Source organism: Pseudomonas sp. B21-010 (genome assembly GCF_024749325.1).
Classification (GTDB): Bacteria; Pseudomonadota; Gammaproteobacteria; order Pseudomonadales; family Pseudomonadaceae; genus Aquipseudomonas; species Aquipseudomonas kilonensis.
Genome location: NZ_CP087198.1, coordinates 4,109,747 through 4,125,278 on the forward strand (window position 1 = coordinate 4,109,747; position 15,532 = coordinate 4,125,278).

A 15,532-nucleotide genomic window follows, 5' to 3' on the forward strand; every position below is an offset into this window, starting at 1 on the left:
CGTTGCGTTCTGCACGCCAGCACTTTTCATGGAGCTCGCCTTGAAGAAAATCGTTCTGGTTGCTTTCGACCAATTCACTGATATCGACCTATTCCTGATGTGGGACATCTTAGGCCGCAACACAGAGGACTGGCACGTCCGAATATTGGGTTCCAGCCCTGTCGTACGATCAGCGCACGGCCTGCCTGTTTCGGTACACGGTCCACTTTCAGAGGCCAACAGTGCCGACGCGGTATTGTTCGTCAGCGGCAAGGAAGGGATACCCGCTGCACTGGCCGCCCCGGATTTCCTGCCGTCGTTTGAACTTGACGCCAGACGCCAGCGAATCGGCTCCATATGCGCCGGCGCTTTCATTCTTCAACGGCTTGGGCTGCTCCGCGGCCAGGCAACAACACACCCGGATGCACGATCGGGCTTGCAAGCGCTGGGACTTGAGCCCGTGGACCAGCCTCTTGTATGCCAGGGCAACGTTGCAACCGCTGGCGGATGCCTTTCGGCGCTCTATCTGGTGGGATGGTTGGTTGAATCCTGGTTCGATGCCGACAAGCGCCGTGCGACGTTGCTCCCTGTTCTGCCGGCTGGACAGCAAGCGCTGTACGATGTGCTGATCGGGCTCAGTATCCGACAAGGAGAAGTTGGCGCCGCCCAACAAGAAACGCGACATGGCATGTCATCCAATTGGTAGTTAGAACTCAGGAAGAGATCCCCGATGCCCCGAGAATTTGAGCTCATTACGCCCGTGCCAGTCCCCTCGAGGTCCGGCATCACCCACCTTTACAAGTCGACGAACCTGGCGGACGCTTTTGCGATTCGGCTCCCTGCGGGCACATCCAGCGACCCAGACTTGCTTGCGCGATTCATCCTTTCCCACCAGCCATCCTGGATCGGATGGCTCATGAAAGTCCGAGACACTGTCGTTGCCTGTTTTGGTCTCAAGACAGCCAGACATCTGGCGACACTTGCTCATCGGATTCAGATCTTCAAGGTCTATAGCACGAACCAGACTGAAATCGTGTTGGGAGAGGACGACAAGCACCTCGACTTCCGGATATCGATCCTGTGTTCTGAAGAGGCAGAGCCAGAAGGCAGTCGCCAACTGGTTTTTTCAACCGTGGTCCAGTGCCACAACCGTCTAGGCCGGGCCTACATCTTCGTTATTGCGCCCTTTCACCGCATGGTCGTTAAAGCCAGCCTCCTGCGTGCAGCACGTGTCGGTTGGCCTCTGGCTACCAGCCCCCAAGGCTGAGAGCGTGAGCGATCAAATCAAACCTGCACTATAAAAGCCCCTTCACCATGGGAGTGCTTGACGCTACAACGTTATTCAATATGATTCATTCTTAATCATTTCGCTGAATAAATATTCAGTACTATTCACCGATAGTAAGTAGCCCCGGAAGCGGTTGCTCAGAAGACTGGCTTGTACTGCCAATTGCCTAAGAGAAATCCACCATGACAACCACCGCGAAAACCCGGTCGGTCACAGCTCACGTCCCGGTGCACCTGGCCGAAAAAGTCGACCTGATGGCCGAGCGCCTTGAGCGCTCCAGAAACTGGATCGTCAAACAAGCGCTATCTGCCTGGATCGAGCAGGAGGAGGAGCGAAGCCGCCTGACCCATGAGGCCTTGGCCGATGTTGACGCCGGCCGAGTGATTGACCACCAGGCTGTCCAGGCTTGGGCCGATAGTCTCAGCACCGACGCCCCGTTACCGGTACCGCGCTGATGGAGTTGAAGTGGACCAGCAAGGCGCTTTCCGACATTGCTCGACTTTATGAATTTCTGGCGGCGGTGAATCAACCCGCGGCCGCGCGAACAGTGCAACAACTCACGGCCGCGCCAACCTCTCTGCTGGCCAACCCGCGCATTGGTGAACGCCTGGAAGAGTTCGAACCTCGAGACGTACGCAGAATCCAAGTGGGGCGCTACGAAATGCGCTATGGAATAGCCGGTTCCACCCTTTACCTGCTACGCCTGTGGCACACACGTGAGGATCGATGACTTGGGCTCGAGCGGACTGACTGCCATCACGCAGAATCTTTTTTCATTCGACGACCGGCAGGGATGAGCGTCGATATCGAATGCGTGGTGGTCGGCGCAGGCGTCGTGGGCCTTGCCGTGGCACGGGAAATGGCCCGAGCCGGTCATGAAGTGCTGCTGATCGAAGCCGCCGAAGCCATCGGCATGAGCATCAGCTCGCGCAACTCCGAAGTCATCCACGCGGGCATCTATTATCCGCCGGGCAGTCTCAAGGCGCAGCTGTGCGTCGAAGGCCGGCACCGGCTGTACACCTATTGTGAAAGCCATGGCGTCGCCACCCGCCGGCTCGGCAAGTTGATCGTTGCCACGGATCAGGCGCAGGTGGCCGGACTCGAGACATTGCTTGAGCGGGGCTTGATGAACGGCGTGGACGACCTGCGCCTGCTCGACCAGGAACAGGCGCAGGCTTTGGAACCGGCCCTGGCCTGTGTCGCGGCGCTGTATTCGCCTTCCACCGGTATCGTCGATTCCCACGCTCTGATGCTGGCCTTGCTGGGTGACGCCGAAGCGGCCGGGGCGGACATTGCTTTCCACACGCCGTTACTGGGCGCTCGCGTCATCACTGGGGGGTTCATGCTGGAATTGGGCGGCACGGCGCAGATGACCCTGTCCTGTCGCCTGCTGATCAACGCCGCCGGCCTCCAGGCACCCGCCCTCGCCCGCCGCATCGAAGGCCTGGAGATGCAATCGGTGCCCGAAGACTTTTTGTGCAAAGGCAACTACTTCAGCCTCACCGGGCGGGCACCGTTCCGGCACTTGGTCTATCCCGCCCCGGAAGCCGCCGGCCTGGGCATCCACATGACGCTGGACCTGGCCGGCCAGGCGCGTTTCGGGCCGGACACCGAGTGGGTCGAGTGCGAGGACTACCGAGTGGATCCGGCCCGGGCCGAAGCGTTTTACCCGGCGATCCGCAATTATTGGCCGGGCCTGCCGGACCAGAGCCTGCAACCGGCCTACAGCGGCATCCGCCCGAAGATCTCCGCCCCCGGCGAACCGGCCCGCGACTTTGTCATCAGCAGCGAGGCCGAACACCGGGTGCCAGGGTTGATCAACCTGCTCGGGATCGAGTCGCCTGGGCTGACGTCCTGCCTGGCACTCGCCAGCCGGGTCCGAGAACGGATCGAAAATGTCTAGCCACCAGCGCAAAGTGCAACGCGTTTTGCACCCCGCTCATGCAGCTTGCACGACCCCCGAAATTATTATCCTTGCAACCTATTGTTTTTAAAGGATTTTAAATCGATCTTCGGCTGGCACAGCTGATGCAATTCAGCTCCTACGCGGCGTTGGCGCTCGAAGCCTGCCCGCATCCGTGTATTGCCGAGGAGCTACCTATGAATGCCATCGATCTGTTGAAAGCCGACCACGAACGCGTCAAAGCCATCCTGACTCAACTGAGCGAGTCGACCGAACGCGCCGTGAAAAAACGTACCGACCTGTTGGCGAAACTGGAAATGGAAATTTCCATCCACACCCGCCTGGAAGAAGAAATTCTTTATCCGGCTTTCAAGCAGGCTGGTGGCAAGGACGAGGCCGAAATGTATTACGAGGCCAAGGAAGAACACCGTACCGTCGACTCGCTGGTGCTGCCGGACCTGAAAGCCACCGATCCAACCCAGCCGGAATTCGCCGGTCGAGTGAAAGTGGTCAAGGAACTGCTTGAGCACCACATCGAGGAAGAAGAAAAGGAAATGTTCCCCCACGCGAAAAAACTGCTGGGCAAGGCCAAACTCGATGCCTTGGGTGCAGACATGGAAACCATGAAAGCGCAGTACAAAAAAGAACTGAGCAGCGCCAACCTCGCCGCCTGATCAAAGCGCCGTAGATGCTTCAGCCGTCATGTGACGGCTGAATGCGTTGCGACGCTTTATTGCATTTGTTCACGCAAGAATTCCACCAACGCCTGCACCGGGCGTGCACTTTGCCGATGCTGGGGATATACCGCCGACAGCGCCAGTGGTTCGGTCTCGAAGCCTTCCAGGACCTTGATCAGCCGCCCATCCTTCAACGCATCGCCGAGGATGAAAGCGGGCAGATAGGTGATGCCCATGCCGGCGATGGCCGCGTCCCTGAGCAAATCCCCGTTATTGGCGCGCATGCGTCCCGTAACCTCCAGGGTCAGCGGTTTGCCGGCCCCCACGAAACGCCACTGCACCTGACGGCTGTGACCATAGGGCAAGCAGTCGTGATTGCGCAGGTCTTCAGGCCGCGCGGGTGTGCCTTTTTGCGCCAGGTAGGTGGGGCTGGCGCAGTACACCCGCTCGATGGTCGCGATGCGCCGGGCAATCAGCGTCGAATCCTCCAACACGCCGATGCGCAGCGCCAGGTCGTAGCCCTCTCCCAGCAGATCCACCGAGCGGTCGCTCAGGTCCACCTCGACGCTGACACCCGGATAGCGCTGCAGAAACAACGGTAGCAGGCTGCCCAGGTGCGCCACGGCGAAGGACAGCGGTGCGCTGAGGCGAATGGTGCCGCGGGGCTCGCTGGTCTGGCCGCTGATGCCCTGCTCCACCTGTTCGACTTCATTGAGCAGGCGCAGCGCCGCTTCGTAATAGCGCTGGCCCAGCGGCGTGACGTCCAGCCGCCGGGTCGAGCGATTGAGCAGACGCACACCCAGGCGTTGTTCCAGTTCCATCAGCTTGCGGCTGACGAACTGCTTGGACAGCCCCAGTTTTTCCGCCGCGGCGGTGAAACTGCCCGACTCCATGACCTGGGCAAAGATGCGCATTTCTTCGAAGGGGTTCATTGTCATTCCAGGGGTGGACAGTCCGAGGGGTTTGGCTGGGCATTGTGGTCTTGGTGAGTCAGATTGCCTAGCTGTTGAATGTGCCACCGCTATCGCGAGCAAGCTCGCTCCCACAGGGTTCTTGTAATCACCAGGATCCCCTGTGGGAGCGAGCTTGCTCGCGATAGCGTCGGCACAACTTGCGAGGCGTTAACGCCAGACACAAAAACGCCCGCACAAGGCGGGCGTCATTCAGCATGGACCGCTTACTTGGCCGTCAGGGCCGAGTAGCTGTTCATCAGGTTGCGGTAGTTCGGAATGCGCTGGGACAGCAGGTTGCCCAGGCCTTCGATGTCGTTGCGCCAGTCGCGGTGCAGCTCACAGGCCACCGAGAACCAGTTCATCATCTGCGCGCCGGCAGCGGTCATGCGTACCCAGGCGGCCTGTTGCACGGTTTCGTTGAACGTACCCGAGGCGTCGGTCACGACGAACACGTCGAACCCTTCAGCCAGCGCCGACAGGGTCGGGAACGCCACGCAGACATCGGTGACCACGCCAGCGATGATCAGTTGCTTGCGGCCGGTGGCCTTGATCGCCTTGACGAAATCTTCGTTGTCCCAGGCATTGATCTGGCCTGGACGGGGGATGTACGGCGCGTCCGGGAACATTTCCTTGAGCTCCGGCACGATCGGGCCGTTGGGGCCTTGTTCGAAGCTGGTGGTCAGGATGGTCGGCAGCCCGAAGAACTTCGCCAGGTCAGCCAAGGCCAGCACGTTGTTCTTGAACTCGTTGGGCGAGAAGTCCTGGACCAGGGAAATCAGGCCGGTCTGGTGATCGACCAGCAGGACGACCGCGTCGTCTTTGTTCAGACGGTTGTAGGCGGGAACGTTGCTCATGGGATGACTCCTTTGGATGGTTTGTGACAAAACCCTGTGGGAGCGAGCTTGCTCGCGATAGCGGAGTGTCAGCTTGCGGCGATGTCGGGTGTGCCGACGTCTTCGCGAGCAAGCTCGCTCCCACAAGGGGAAATCCGCGTGTTAGTCAAAAGGCAAAGCAGGAACAGCCAAACGCGCCCCAGAAGCCTTGGAAATCGCTGACCGGGACGTTCGACAACCGCGCCCGTTCATGGCTGTGGGAGTGCACCGTGCACGGACCGCTGCACTGGTGGATCTGGGCCTGCAACGGTGACGCCGGGCGCCAGTGACCCGGGACCTTGACCACCGGCGACCAGTCGGGCAGCACCGGAACGCTGGCCGGCCCGAGTTTCTCGAAGTCGCCGGCGGCATACACCACCTTGCCGTCGACCACGGTCAGCACCGACTCGATCCACTTGATGGCTTCTTCCTCGACGCTGAAAAAGTCCGCGCTCAGGGCCGCCAGGTCTGCCAGTTGACCAACCTTGATCTGGCCTTTCTTGCCCTGCTCCGACGAGAACCAGGCACTGCCGTGGGTGAACAGTTCCAACGCGGTCAGGCGCGGCAAGCCCTCTTCGTGCAACGACAGGCCGCCGACCGTGCGCCCGCTGACCATCCAATACAACGAGGTCCACGGGTTGTAGCTGGAGACGCGGGTGGCGTCGGTGCCAGCGCCCACCGGCACGCCTTCAGCCAACATGCGCTTGATCGGCGGCGTGGCTTCGGCGGCCTTGGCGCCGTAGCGGTCGACGAAGTATTCACCCTGGAAGGCCATGCGATCCTGGATCGCAATCCCGCCGCCCAACGCCCGTACGCGCTCGATGTTCTTCGGCGTGATGGTCTCGGCGTGGTCGAAAAACCAGGGCAGGCCGTTGAACGGAATGTCGCGGTTGACCTTTTCGAACACATCGAGCATGCGGCTGATGGATTCGTCGTAGGTGGCATGCAGGCGGAACGGCCAGCGCTGCTCCACCAGGTGCCGGACCACCGGTTCCAGGTCTTGCTCCATGCCCGGAGGCAGGTCCGGGCGCGGCTCGAGGAAGTCCTCGAAATCCGCCGCCGAGAACACCAGCATTTCCCCGGCGCCGTTGTGCCGCAGGAAGTCATCGCCCTGGTGCAACTTGACGCTGCCGGTCCAGTTCTTGAAGTCGCTGAGTTCTTCCTTGGGCTTCTGGGTGAACAGGTTGTAGGCGATGCGCACCGTCAACTGCTGCTCACGGGCCAACTGCTCGATCACCGCATAGTCGTCCGGGTAATTCTGGAAGCCGCCGCCAGCATCGATGGCACTGGTCAGGCCCAGGCGATTGAGTTCACGCATGAACTGGCGAGTGGAGTTGACCTGGTACTCCAGCGGCAGTTTCGGCCCTTTCGCCAGCGTCGAGTAAAGGATCATCGCGTTGGGCCGCGCCACCAGCATGCCGGTGGGCTCGCCCTTGCTGTCACGCACGATCTCGCCACCCGGCGGGTTCGGCGTGTCACGGGTGTAGCCGGCCACCCGCAGCGCGGCACGGTTGAGCAAGGCACGGTCATACAGGTGCAGCACGAACACCGGCGTATCGGGAGCGGCCTGGTTGAGCTCTTCCAGGGTCGGCATGCGTTTTTCGGCGAACTGGAATTCGTTCCAGCCACCCACCACGCGTACCCATTGTGGCGTTGGCGTGCGGTCGGCCTGGTCCTTGAGCATGCGCAAGGCATCGGCCAGGGATGGCACGCCTTCCCAGCGCAGCTCCAGGTTGTAGTTCAGGCCGCCGCGGATCAGGTGCAAGTGCGAGTCGTTGAGCCCGGGAATGACGGTGCGGCCCTTGAGGTCGATGACCTGGGTGCCGCTACCACGCAAGGCCATGGCCTCGGCGTCGGTGCCGACCGCGACGAAGCGGCCCTGGCTGATGGCAACCGCGCTGGCGCGGGGCTTTTCACGGTCGACGGTATGGAACTGGCCATTGAACAGAATCAGATCGGCGTTCATCGGTTTTTCCTTCAACAATGGATATGCGGGCAAATCCGTGGCGAGGGAGCTTGCTCCCGCTGGGCTGCGAAGCGGCCCCAAAAAGAGCGGACGCTACGCGTCCAGCGGGAGCAAGCTCCCTCGCCACACAGTGCTTGTCACAAAAGCATCGGAGCTGCTTAGGGCTCCAGGTGCACGTGAGCTTTCGAGTCCTCAAGCCACGGCGCGAACAAACGGGTCGCCAGCGGCATGCACACGTACACCACCGAAAGCACGATGGTCAGGGTGATCAGGAACGTGGCCACCACGTAGTTGGAAAGAAAACTGTTGAGTTGCAGCAACGGCCCCCAGATCAGCGGCACCAGCAAGGTATGCGGCAGGATGACCAGCAGCGTCACCACGGCCTGCTTCCAGCGCGGCGGCGGTGTGGCCGCATCGGCCAGCGGGGTGAACCAGAATTCCTTGTGCGACCCGACTTCGGTCTGGTCACCGTCGGCCAGCAACGGCAGGGCCTCCTCCACCAGCTCGCGGCGCTCGGGCGAGTCCAACCAGCGCTGCATGGCCTCGGTGGAACAGAAACGCAGCACGCAAGTGAACAACGCTAGCCCGCCCTGCTTGCCCCTCACTACATCCACCCCCAAATGACCCGGCCACTGGCCGGCCACGCGCACCGTGCGACGCAACCAGGCCTCGTAGGCAGCCTCCTGGCCAACCTTGATCCGGTGCTTGACCACCAGGGTCACGATTTCATCGAAGCCGGGCCTGGCCGGGCTCGCGGTGGATTCAACGGTTTGAGACTCAGACATGGCGAAGCACTCCAACAAAACGCGTATTGATTGCCAGGCGTCCGGGCCCGGCGATAAACACACTGGTAAATATGATCAGCAGCAGCCAGCCGAACTGGCCTTCTTCAAGGCTCCATTGCGGGTGCACCAGCAGCAGCGCCACCGCCAGGAGCAACAGGATCGGCAGGCACGCCAGGCGCACCAACACACCGGCCATGATCAGCAGCGGACACAGCACCTCGGCGAAAATCGCCAAGATCAGGGTCGGTGCTGCGCCAAGGTGAAACGGGTCTTCGATGCGGGTCAGCTCGACGCTGTAGTGCAACAGCTTCGGCAGCCCATGGACCCACAGCAGAAATAGTCCGCCGCTCAAGCGCAGGAACAACAAGCCCAGGTCCTGCAGCGGGCGCTCATCGGTCATGTTCATCGGTGGGCTCCGTCCGCAGTGATCGAGGCCGCCGCTGGCAGCGGTTGGGACATGTGACTGGCAATGCGCGAACGCAGCCAGCGCTCGGCCGGGTCGTTGTCATGCACCCCGCTCCAGACCATCGACAGCTCGGCGGCATTGATATCGAACGGCGGGTCCTCGGCGCGCAGCGCGCAGCCTTCCACCAGCGCGCAGGCGGCATAGTCGGGCACGGTGGCGATCAACTCGGTGCCGGCCAGCAAGGCCCGCAGCCCACTGAATTGCGGCACCGCCAGCACCACTTTGCGGGTCCGGCCGATGCGGGCCAGGTCCAGGTCGATGTTGCCGCTCAGGTCGCCCGAAAACGAAACCATGGCGTGGGGCCGCGAACAGTATTCATCCAGGGTCAAAGGCCCCGGGCGCTTGTCGCCACGCAAGACTTTGCAAGGAATGTCCCGCAGTTTCTTGCGCTTGGCATTGGCCGGCAGATCGGTGGTGTAGCTGACACCGACGCTGATTTCACCGCTGGCCAGCAGCGACGACATCAGCAGGAAATTGGCCCGGCGCACCACCACGATGATCCCCGGCGCTTCTTCGCGCAGTTGGCTCAGCAACGGTGGAAACAGGCCGAATTCAGCGTCGTCGGACAGACCGATGCGAAACACGTCGCAACTGGTGGACGGATCGAACGCCTTGGCCCGGCTGACCGCGCCAGAGATGGTGTCCATGGCCGGTTGCAGCTCTTGCAGGATCGCCAGGGCCCGCGGCGTCGGCTCCATGCCGCGACCGTGGCGGATCAGCAACGGATCATCGAACAGATCCCGCAGCCGCCCCAGCGCCGCGCTCACCGCCGGCTGGCCCATGAACAGCTTTTCGGCGACGCGGGTCAGGTTTTTCTCGAACATCAGCGCCTCGAAGATCACCAGCAGGTTCATGTCGAGACGGCGTAAATCGTTGCGGTTCATGGGTGTGAGGTCCCGTTTTAACTGTGGGAGCGAGCTTGCTCCGGGCGGCGTTCCGACGATAGCGATGGGTCAGCTTGCATCGATGTTGAATGTAATGACGCCATCGCGAACAAGCTCGCTTCCACAGGTTTATGGCTTGATCAACCCTGGATGAATGCCAGCAGGTCCGCGTTCAGGCGGTCCTTGTGGGTGTCGGTCAGGCCGTGGGGGGCGCCGGGGTAGACCAGCAACTGCGAGTGCTTGAGCAACTTGGCGGCGGCAATGCCGGCAGCTTCGATGGGGACCATCTGGTCGTCATCGCCATGCACCACCAGGGTCGGCACGTCGATGTTGCGCAGGTCTTCGGAAAGATCGGTCTCCGAGAACGCCTTGATGCAGTCATAGGTGTTCTTGTGGCCGGCGAGCATGCCCTGCATCCAGAACCAGTCGATCATGCCTTGGGAGACTTTGGCGCCCGGACGGTTGGCACCGAAAAACGCGCTGGCCACATCTTTGTATAGCTGAGAACGGTCGGCCAGGGAGGCCTGGCGGAAACCGTCGAACACTTCCACAGGCAGACCGCCGGGGTTGGCCGGGGTCTTGAGCATCAGCGGCGTCACCGCCGAAATCAGGCCGAGCTTGGCGACACGGGCAGCGCCATGGCGGCCGATGTAGCGCGCCACTTCGCCACCGCCGGTGGAGAAGCCGAGCAACACCGCGTCCTTCAAGTCCAGCCGCTCGATCAGCTCGGCCAGGTCATCGGCGTAGGTGTCCATGTCGTTGCCGTCCCAGGGCTGGCTGGAGCGCCCGTGCCCACGACGGTCATGGGCGATCACCCGGTAGCCATTGGACGCCAGGAACATCATCTGCGCTTCCCAACTGTCCGAGTTCAGCGGCCAGCCGTGGCTGAAGACCACCGGTTGACCACTGCCCCAGTCCTTGTAGTAAATCTCGGTGCCGTCGCGGGTAATGAAGGTGCTCATGACGTGACTCCTTGAGGTGGGTGGATCGCTTTATGGTCCGGCCACGGGAGGCACCTGCGTGAGTTAAACGTTGTTAATTTTTTCGGAACCGGCGTGTTAAAAGCCTGCTTTTGTGGCGAGGGAGCTTGCTCCCGCTGGGCTGCACCCGTAGGAGCTGTGTAGGAGCTGTCGAGTGCAACGAGGCTGCGATCTTGTTCCAGACAATTGAATCGAGAGCGAAAGATCAAGATCAAGATCAAAAGATCGCAGGCTTCGCCAGCTCCTACAGAAGCCCAGCGGGAGCAAGCTCCCTCGCCACAGGTTCGGCGTCTGGAAGGCTGGAAGTAGAGCCTGCGCCGTTGCGCTTGACACAAAACCTGAGGAATATGCTCGGGTAAAGCCCAGGCACCGGGACCAGAACATTGAGAGCAACATGAGCCAATACCTCAGCCTGCCCGTCGAACAGACGGTGCATTTCGGCCCTTACCGGGTCCATCCTCGCCAGCGCCTGGTGCTCGAGGGTGGGCAACCGTTGCGCCTGGGCAGGCGGGCCGTGGAGATTCTGCTGGTGCTGCTCGAGCACGCTGGCGAGGTGGTGAGCAAGCAGCAACTGATCGCCCGGGTCTGGCCCAGGAGCGTGGTGGAAGACACCAACCTGCGCGTACACGTCGCGGCACTGCGCAAGGCCCTCGGGGATGGCCAGGCCGGGCAGCGCTACATCGTCACCGTGGCGCAGCGCGGCTACAGTTTTGTCGCGCCGCTGTCATTCGAACCGCTCGACCAATGGGCGCACATCCCTCATCCGTCTTTGACGCGCAACCTGCCGCTGCAACGCACGCGCATGATCGGACGCCAGGCCCTGGTGGAAAACCTGGTGGGCCAGCTACCGCGAAAACGCTTCATTACCCTGGTCGGTACCGGCGGCATCGGCAAGACCACCGTTGCCCTGCGGGTCGCTGAACGGCTGATCGGCCAGTACCGTGACGGCACTCATCTGCTGGACCTGGCATCGCTCAACGACGCGGCCATGATCGCCCCCAACCTGTGCGCATTGCTCGACCTGCCACTGCAGGACGGTGATCCGCTGGACGCCATCGCCCGGCAGCTCAAGGAGCGGCATCTGCTGCTGGTGATCGACAACTGCGAGCACCTGATCGACGCCATCGCCCTGCTCAGCGAAACCCTGCTGCGCGGCGCCCCTCACCTGCATATCCTGGCCACCAGCCGCGAAGGCCTGCGCGCCGAAGGCGAACACGTGCAGCGCCTGGACGCCCTGGCGTTCCCGCCTCGGGAGATGCCCATCGAGGGTTATCCCGCCCTGGAATACCCGGCGCTGCAACTGTTTGCCGAACGCGCGATGGCCAGCCGTGACGACTTCGAACTGACCGACCGCGAGGTGCCGTTGGTGATCGACATCTGCCAGCGGCTGGATGGCATTCCCCTGGCCATCGAACTGGCCGCTGGACAACTCGGCCGCTTCAGCCTGGAGGAACTTCACCGGCAACTGCAAGACAACGTCGCCCTGCTTCACAACGACACCGATGCCGCCCCGCGCCAGCAAACCCTGCGCGCCACGCTGGACTGGAGCTTCGCGTTGCTCACGACCTGCGAACAGACCTGCCTGCGGCGGCTGGCGGTGTTCATGGGCAGTTTCAACCTGGCTTCGGCCGCCGCAGTAATCGTCGGCCAGTATGTCGCGCCCGACCAGGTGCTGGTGTCGGTCAGCCAGTTGGTCGCCAAATCGTTGCTCAATGTAGAGATCGGCGATGAAGAGGTGCGCTATCGCCTGCTGGACACCACCCGCCGCTATGCCCTGGAGCAACTGGCCGAGGCCGGCGAGCTGGCGGCCAGCCAGGAACGCCACGCCGAGCGCTGCCTGGCGCTCATGGGACAAGCGGAAAGCGCTTGGGAAAACACCCCCACCCGACTGTGGATCGCCCGCTACGCCGACTATCGCGACGACATCCGCGCGGCGCTCGACCGAGGCTTGGGCCCGCAAGGTTCACACGCCGTCGCGATCCGCCTGACCGCCCGTACCCTGCCCCTCTGGCAGGAGCTGTCGCTGCTCAAGGAACACGGCCTCTACGTCAACAAAGCGCTGCAATTGTTGCGGGCCAGCCCCGCGCCATGCCCGCGCTTGACCCTGGCCCTGGAACTGGCCCACGCCAGTTTCAACTACCACACCGAGGGCGGCACGCCGGCCACTGTCCGCGCCTTCGCCACGGCCCGGCAACTGGCCCGGCAATGCCAGGACCTGGCCGGCGAACTGCGGGCCGTGTCCGGGCAAATGACCGTCGACCTCAGTTGCGGCGACTACCAACAGGCCCTGGCACACAGCCTGGATTTCGACCGGTTGGGCTTGCAGGGCGACCCGACCCTGTCCTTGAGCACCCAACGCCTGCGGGTGCTGGCGTTGCATTTCACCGGCGACCAGGGCGCGGCGCGGCGCGAAGCCGAACAGGTGATCCAGCGCCTGGCCCAGAGCGGTCACCTCAGCCGCTTCAGTCACGGCTTCGGCGTGCAATACGATCAGAGCGTGGCCGCGCTGACGGTTCTGGCGCGCATCCTCTGGCTGCAAGGTTTTGCCGAGAAAGCCCGGCGCACCGCCAACCTGGCGCTGCAGATCGCCTTACAGATCAACCACGGCATTTCGATCTGCTACACCTTGGCGCTGACCGGTTGCGTAATCGCCCACTACACCGGCGATCATTCGACTGCCCGGGAAAGGCTCGACCTGTTGAAGCAGCAAGCCAAGAAACATTCGGTGATGCTGTTCCATGACTGGGCTTGCCATTACGACCGCGCATTTGATGGCCAGCCCCTGGCAACACGCCCGACAAACGGCTTGGTCCAGGACATCGCCGTCACCCTGCGCAGCGACTTCGTCAGCCCGGCGCAAATCGAACGGGCGCGCAGCGGCGCCGCAGGCTGGTGTTCGGCGGAGATCCTGCGGGCCGATGCCGAGACCTTGCTGGCCCGCAACGAACCGTCTCTTGAAGAAGCAGCCGAAGCGCAACTACTTGCCGCCCTGGACATCGCCCGTCGTCACCAGGCCCTGGCCTGGGAACTGCGCAGCGCCACGTCCCTGACCCGTTTGTGGCAGCGCCAAGGGCAGGCGCAAGCTGCGCAGGCGCTGCTCGGCCCCGTCTATCGACGCTTCACCGAAGGTTTCCAGACCCCCGACCTATTGGAAGCCGGCGCGCTGCTCCAGGCGCTGACTTGACGGTTGGGGCCTTGAATGCCGGACTCCCCAAGCGCCTTGCAACACGTAACGCCGATGAAACACAGGCCACTGACCACTGCGCCGCAGTTTGTCCATGGCATAGGCGCGAGTGGTGTGGAGCAGATGGAAGCGCACGCCTTCGGCAAGCGGCTCGACCATCAGCAGTGACACGCCCACCAGTCGCGACAGCAGCGAGGGTAATTGCCCGACGCTCAGTTCAGCGCAACTGATCACGGCCAGCGCCGCCTTGAGCGTAAACGGCCCCTCGAACACCGCCAGACGCTGGAATGCGGTTTTTTCGTCAGCGCTCAACCGCTCGAAACTGGAGTCCAGCACCGCCTCCAGGCTGCGGTGCCGGGCCACCGCCGTACGCCGCCCGTGGCTCAAGAGTGATAAACCGTGATCCAGTTGTTCCAGGACCCCAGCCACTCCCAAGGCATCAACCTGGGCCGCCGCCAGTTCCAACGCCAGTGGCAATCCGTCCAGGCGCTGGCAGATCTGCGCAAGCGTCGGCCAGTCGCGACCACCCGGCCTGAAACCCTGCTGCCGGGCGCCAACCCGCTCGATCAGCAACTGCACCGCCGGGCATGCCTCGATCTGGTGCGCAGGTTCCAGGGGCGACGTCACGGCCAGGCCCGGCAGTGACACCATTCTTTCGTCCGGCAAGTCCAAGGGTTCGCGACTGCTGACCAGCAGCGACACCCCGGGCGCCGTCGCAGCCAGTGTCTGGACCAGTTCGCGACAGGCATCGAGCAGGTGCTCGCAACCGTCGAGCACCAGCAGCATCCGACAGGGTTCGAGAGAGCGGGCCAAAGCCCCCTGCTCCACGCCCAGCACACCGGCCACTTGCGCCACCACTTGTGAGGGATCGCTGACGGCCGCCAGGTCAACGAACCAGGCACCGTCCTTAAAGTGTTCAAGCAGCAGCTCCGCCACCCGCACCACCACGGTGGTCTTGCCGACCCCGCCGGGACCGGTCACGGTGGTCACGGCTTGACGGGGCACCTGCGCCAGTAACCGCCCCAGGACTTTGTCGCGCCCCACCACCGGGCTCAAGCGCGTGGGCAGGTTGTGCCGCTCGGTTTGTGGACTGAAAGGCAACTCAACGCGCTCTTGCGCTACCAGGGGCAGCGCAAGGCAATAGCCTTGTCGAGGATGATTGAGGATATAGCGAGCGCCGCCCCGTCCGTCACCGAAAGCCCGCCGCAGCGCCGCGATGTGCACCCGCAGGTTGATGGCCTCCACGACGCTGTCCGGCCAGACGTGGGCGATGAGTGTTTGCTTGCTGACGTAGTGGCCGGCGTGCTCCACCAGCACCTGCAGGACATCCAGGGCACGGCCGCCCAGCGCGAGGGGCTGGCCGTCACGGGTAACCAGCCGCTGCTGCCGGTAGAAGGCAAACGGACCGAAGCCCACCGCCGGCTCGCTATCGGGTTTGACGAAACTGTTCATGGGCGATCCAGCGCCGGATAACCGGTACGGGCGTCAGCGTGCGGATCACCGAACACGTCTGCCCTGGCTCCTGCGCATCCTTTCCAAAGGGTTCGCCGTTATCTTGGCAGGCGCAGGCCTCAGGACAATGCTGGCACAGGGAG

15 protein-coding genes are annotated in these 15,532 nt (G+C 62.7%); 7 read left to right on the forward strand and 8 right to left on the reverse strand.

The genetic code is table 11. The features are described 5' to 3' along the window. Positions 1-40 precede the first annotated feature (40 nt). The 6 genes from LOY50_RS18025 (at position 41) to LOY50_RS18050 (ending at position 3,844) form a co-directional block, all read left to right on the forward strand. Complete coding sequence (locus LOY50_RS18025) at positions 41-685, forward strand: DJ-1/PfpI family protein (protein ID WP_214512773.1); 645 nt, start codon at positions 41-43, stop codon at positions 683-685. A 24-nt stretch (positions 686-709) separates the two neighbouring features. Continuing rightward, the gene (locus tag LOY50_RS18030) at positions 710-1,246 is read left to right on the forward strand and encodes a DUF2867 domain-containing protein (protein ID WP_214512774.1); all 537 of its coding nucleotides are present in this window, start codon (positions 710-712) and stop codon (positions 1,244-1,246) included. 203 nt (positions 1,247-1,449) lie between these two features. Further along, entirely contained in the window at positions 1,450-1,722 is a 273-nt protein-coding gene (locus LOY50_RS18035) for a CopG family ribbon-helix-helix protein (RefSeq protein ID WP_014337668.1), read from the forward strand. Beyond that, positions 1,722-1,997, forward strand: a complete 276-nt coding sequence (locus LOY50_RS18040; protein ID WP_258688768.1) for a type II toxin-antitoxin system RelE/ParE family toxin — start codon at positions 1,722-1,724, stop codon at positions 1,995-1,997. Before LOY50_RS18035 ends, LOY50_RS18040 begins: the two co-directional genes overlap by 1 nt. 63 nt (positions 1,998-2,060) lie before the next feature. Continuing rightward, positions 2,061-3,170 carry an NAD(P)/FAD-dependent oxidoreductase gene (locus LOY50_RS18045; RefSeq protein WP_258688769.1) on the forward strand — a complete coding sequence of 370 codons (1,110 nt, stop codon included), beginning with the start codon at positions 2,061-2,063 and terminating at the stop codon, positions 3,168-3,170. Between the two features lie 197 nt (positions 3,171-3,367). Next, the gene (locus LOY50_RS18050; RefSeq protein ID WP_003203396.1) at positions 3,368-3,844 is read left to right on the forward strand and encodes a hemerythrin domain-containing protein; all 477 of its coding nucleotides are present in this window, start codon (positions 3,368-3,370) and stop codon (positions 3,842-3,844) included. 56 nt (positions 3,845-3,900) lie between these two features. Here LOY50_RS18050 and LOY50_RS18055 read toward each other — a convergent pair whose 3' ends face one another. The 7 genes from LOY50_RS18055 to LOY50_RS18085 all read right to left on the reverse strand — a co-directional run bounded on the left by LOY50_RS18055 (position 3,901) and on the right by LOY50_RS18085 (position 10,735). Next, positions 3,901-4,779 carry a LysR family transcriptional regulator gene (locus LOY50_RS18055; RefSeq protein WP_013693714.1) on the reverse strand — a complete coding sequence of 293 codons (879 nt, stop codon included), beginning with the start codon at positions 4,777-4,779 and terminating at the stop codon, positions 3,901-3,903. 245 nt (positions 4,780-5,024) lie between these two features. Beyond that, on the reverse strand, positions 5,025-5,654 hold the full coding sequence (gene ycaC, locus LOY50_RS18060; protein ID WP_030141308.1) for an isochorismate family cysteine hydrolase YcaC: 630 nt from the start codon (positions 5,652-5,654) through the stop codon (positions 5,025-5,027). Between the two features lie 145 nt (positions 5,655-5,799). Beyond that, on the reverse strand, positions 5,800-7,638 hold the full coding sequence (locus LOY50_RS18065; RefSeq protein ID WP_253476251.1) for an amidohydrolase: 1,839 nt from the start codon (positions 7,636-7,638) through the stop codon (positions 5,800-5,802). Positions 7,639-7,796: 158 nt separating this feature from the next. Beyond that, positions 7,797-8,423 (reverse strand): antibiotic biosynthesis monooxygenase, encoded by a 627-nt coding sequence (locus LOY50_RS18070; protein WP_253476253.1) that lies wholly within the window; start codon positions 8,421-8,423, stop codon positions 7,797-7,799. Further along, positions 8,416-8,829 (reverse strand): DoxX family protein, encoded by a 414-nt coding sequence (locus LOY50_RS18075; protein ID WP_253476255.1) that lies wholly within the window; start codon positions 8,827-8,829, stop codon positions 8,416-8,418. The genes LOY50_RS18070 and LOY50_RS18075 overlap by 8 nt, the downstream gene beginning before the upstream one ends. Beyond that, positions 8,826-9,773, reverse strand: a complete 948-nt coding sequence (locus LOY50_RS18080) for a LysR family transcriptional regulator (protein WP_253476257.1) — start codon at positions 9,771-9,773, stop codon at positions 8,826-8,828. The genes LOY50_RS18075 and LOY50_RS18080 overlap by 4 nt, the downstream gene beginning before the upstream one ends. A 140-nt stretch (positions 9,774-9,913) precedes the next feature. Beyond that, on the reverse strand, positions 9,914-10,735 hold the full coding sequence (locus LOY50_RS18085) for an alpha/beta fold hydrolase (protein WP_253476259.1): 822 nt from the start codon (positions 10,733-10,735) through the stop codon (positions 9,914-9,916). Between the two features lie 412 nt (positions 10,736-11,147). Here LOY50_RS18085 and LOY50_RS18090 point away from each other — a divergent pair, with 412 nt between their 5' ends. Next, on the forward strand, positions 11,148-13,937 hold the full coding sequence (locus LOY50_RS18090) for a helix-turn-helix transcriptional regulator (RefSeq protein WP_258688770.1): 2,790 nt from the start codon (positions 11,148-11,150) through the stop codon (positions 13,935-13,937). On the opposite strand, the gene LOY50_RS18095 is transcribed toward LOY50_RS18090, so the two are convergent. Next, entirely contained in the window at positions 13,899-15,389 is a 1,491-nt protein-coding gene (locus tag LOY50_RS18095) for a helix-turn-helix transcriptional regulator (RefSeq protein ID WP_258688772.1), read from the reverse strand. The two genes, LOY50_RS18090 and LOY50_RS18095, sit on opposite strands and share 39 nt — an antisense overlap. Positions 15,390-15,532: the final 143 nt, after the last annotated feature.

Excerpts from the sequence above, each read along its gene's own strand:
- LOY50_RS18030 (WP_214512774.1), top strand. The coding sequence starts at position 710 with ATGCCCCGAGAATTTGAGCTCATTACGCCCGTGCCAGTCCCCTCGAGG.
- LOY50_RS18035 (WP_014337668.1), top strand. The coding sequence starts at position 1,450 with ATGACAACCACCGCGAAAACCCGGTCGGTCACAGCTCACGTCCCGGTG.
- LOY50_RS18040 (WP_258688768.1), top strand. The coding sequence starts at position 1,722 with ATGGAGTTGAAGTGGACCAGCAAGGCGCTTTCCGACATTGCTCGACTT.
- LOY50_RS18045 (WP_258688769.1), top strand. The coding sequence starts at position 2,061 with ATGAGCGTCGATATCGAATGCGTGGTGGTCGGCGCAGGCGTCGTGGGC.
- LOY50_RS18050 (WP_003203396.1), top strand. The coding sequence starts at position 3,368 with ATGAATGCCATCGATCTGTTGAAAGCCGACCACGAACGCGTCAAAGCC.
- LOY50_RS18055 (WP_013693714.1), bottom strand. The coding sequence starts at position 4,779 with ATGAACCCCTTCGAAGAAATGCGCATCTTTGCCCAGGTCATGGAGTCG.
- ycaC (WP_030141308.1), bottom strand. The coding sequence starts at position 5,654 with ATGAGCAACGTTCCCGCCTACAACCGTCTGAACAAAGACGACGCGGTC.
- LOY50_RS18065 (WP_253476251.1), bottom strand. The coding sequence starts at position 7,638 with ATGAACGCCGATCTGATTCTGTTCAATGGCCAGTTCCATACCGTCGAC.
- LOY50_RS18070 (WP_253476253.1), bottom strand. The coding sequence starts at position 8,423 with ATGTCTGAGTCTCAAACCGTTGAATCCACCGCGAGCCCGGCCAGGCCC.
- LOY50_RS18075 (WP_253476255.1), bottom strand. The coding sequence starts at position 8,829 with ATGAACATGACCGATGAGCGCCCGCTGCAGGACCTGGGCTTGTTGTTC.
- LOY50_RS18080 (WP_253476257.1), bottom strand. The coding sequence starts at position 9,773 with ATGAACCGCAACGATTTACGCCGTCTCGACATGAACCTGCTGGTGATC.
- LOY50_RS18085 (WP_253476259.1), bottom strand. The coding sequence starts at position 10,735 with ATGAGCACCTTCATTACCCGCGACGGCACCGAGATTTACTACAAGGAC.
- LOY50_RS18090 (WP_258688770.1), top strand. The coding sequence starts at position 11,148 with ATGAGCCAATACCTCAGCCTGCCCGTCGAACAGACGGTGCATTTCGGC.
- LOY50_RS18095 (WP_258688772.1), bottom strand. The coding sequence starts at position 15,389 with ATGAACAGTTTCGTCAAACCCGATAGCGAGCCGGCGGTGGGCTTCGGT.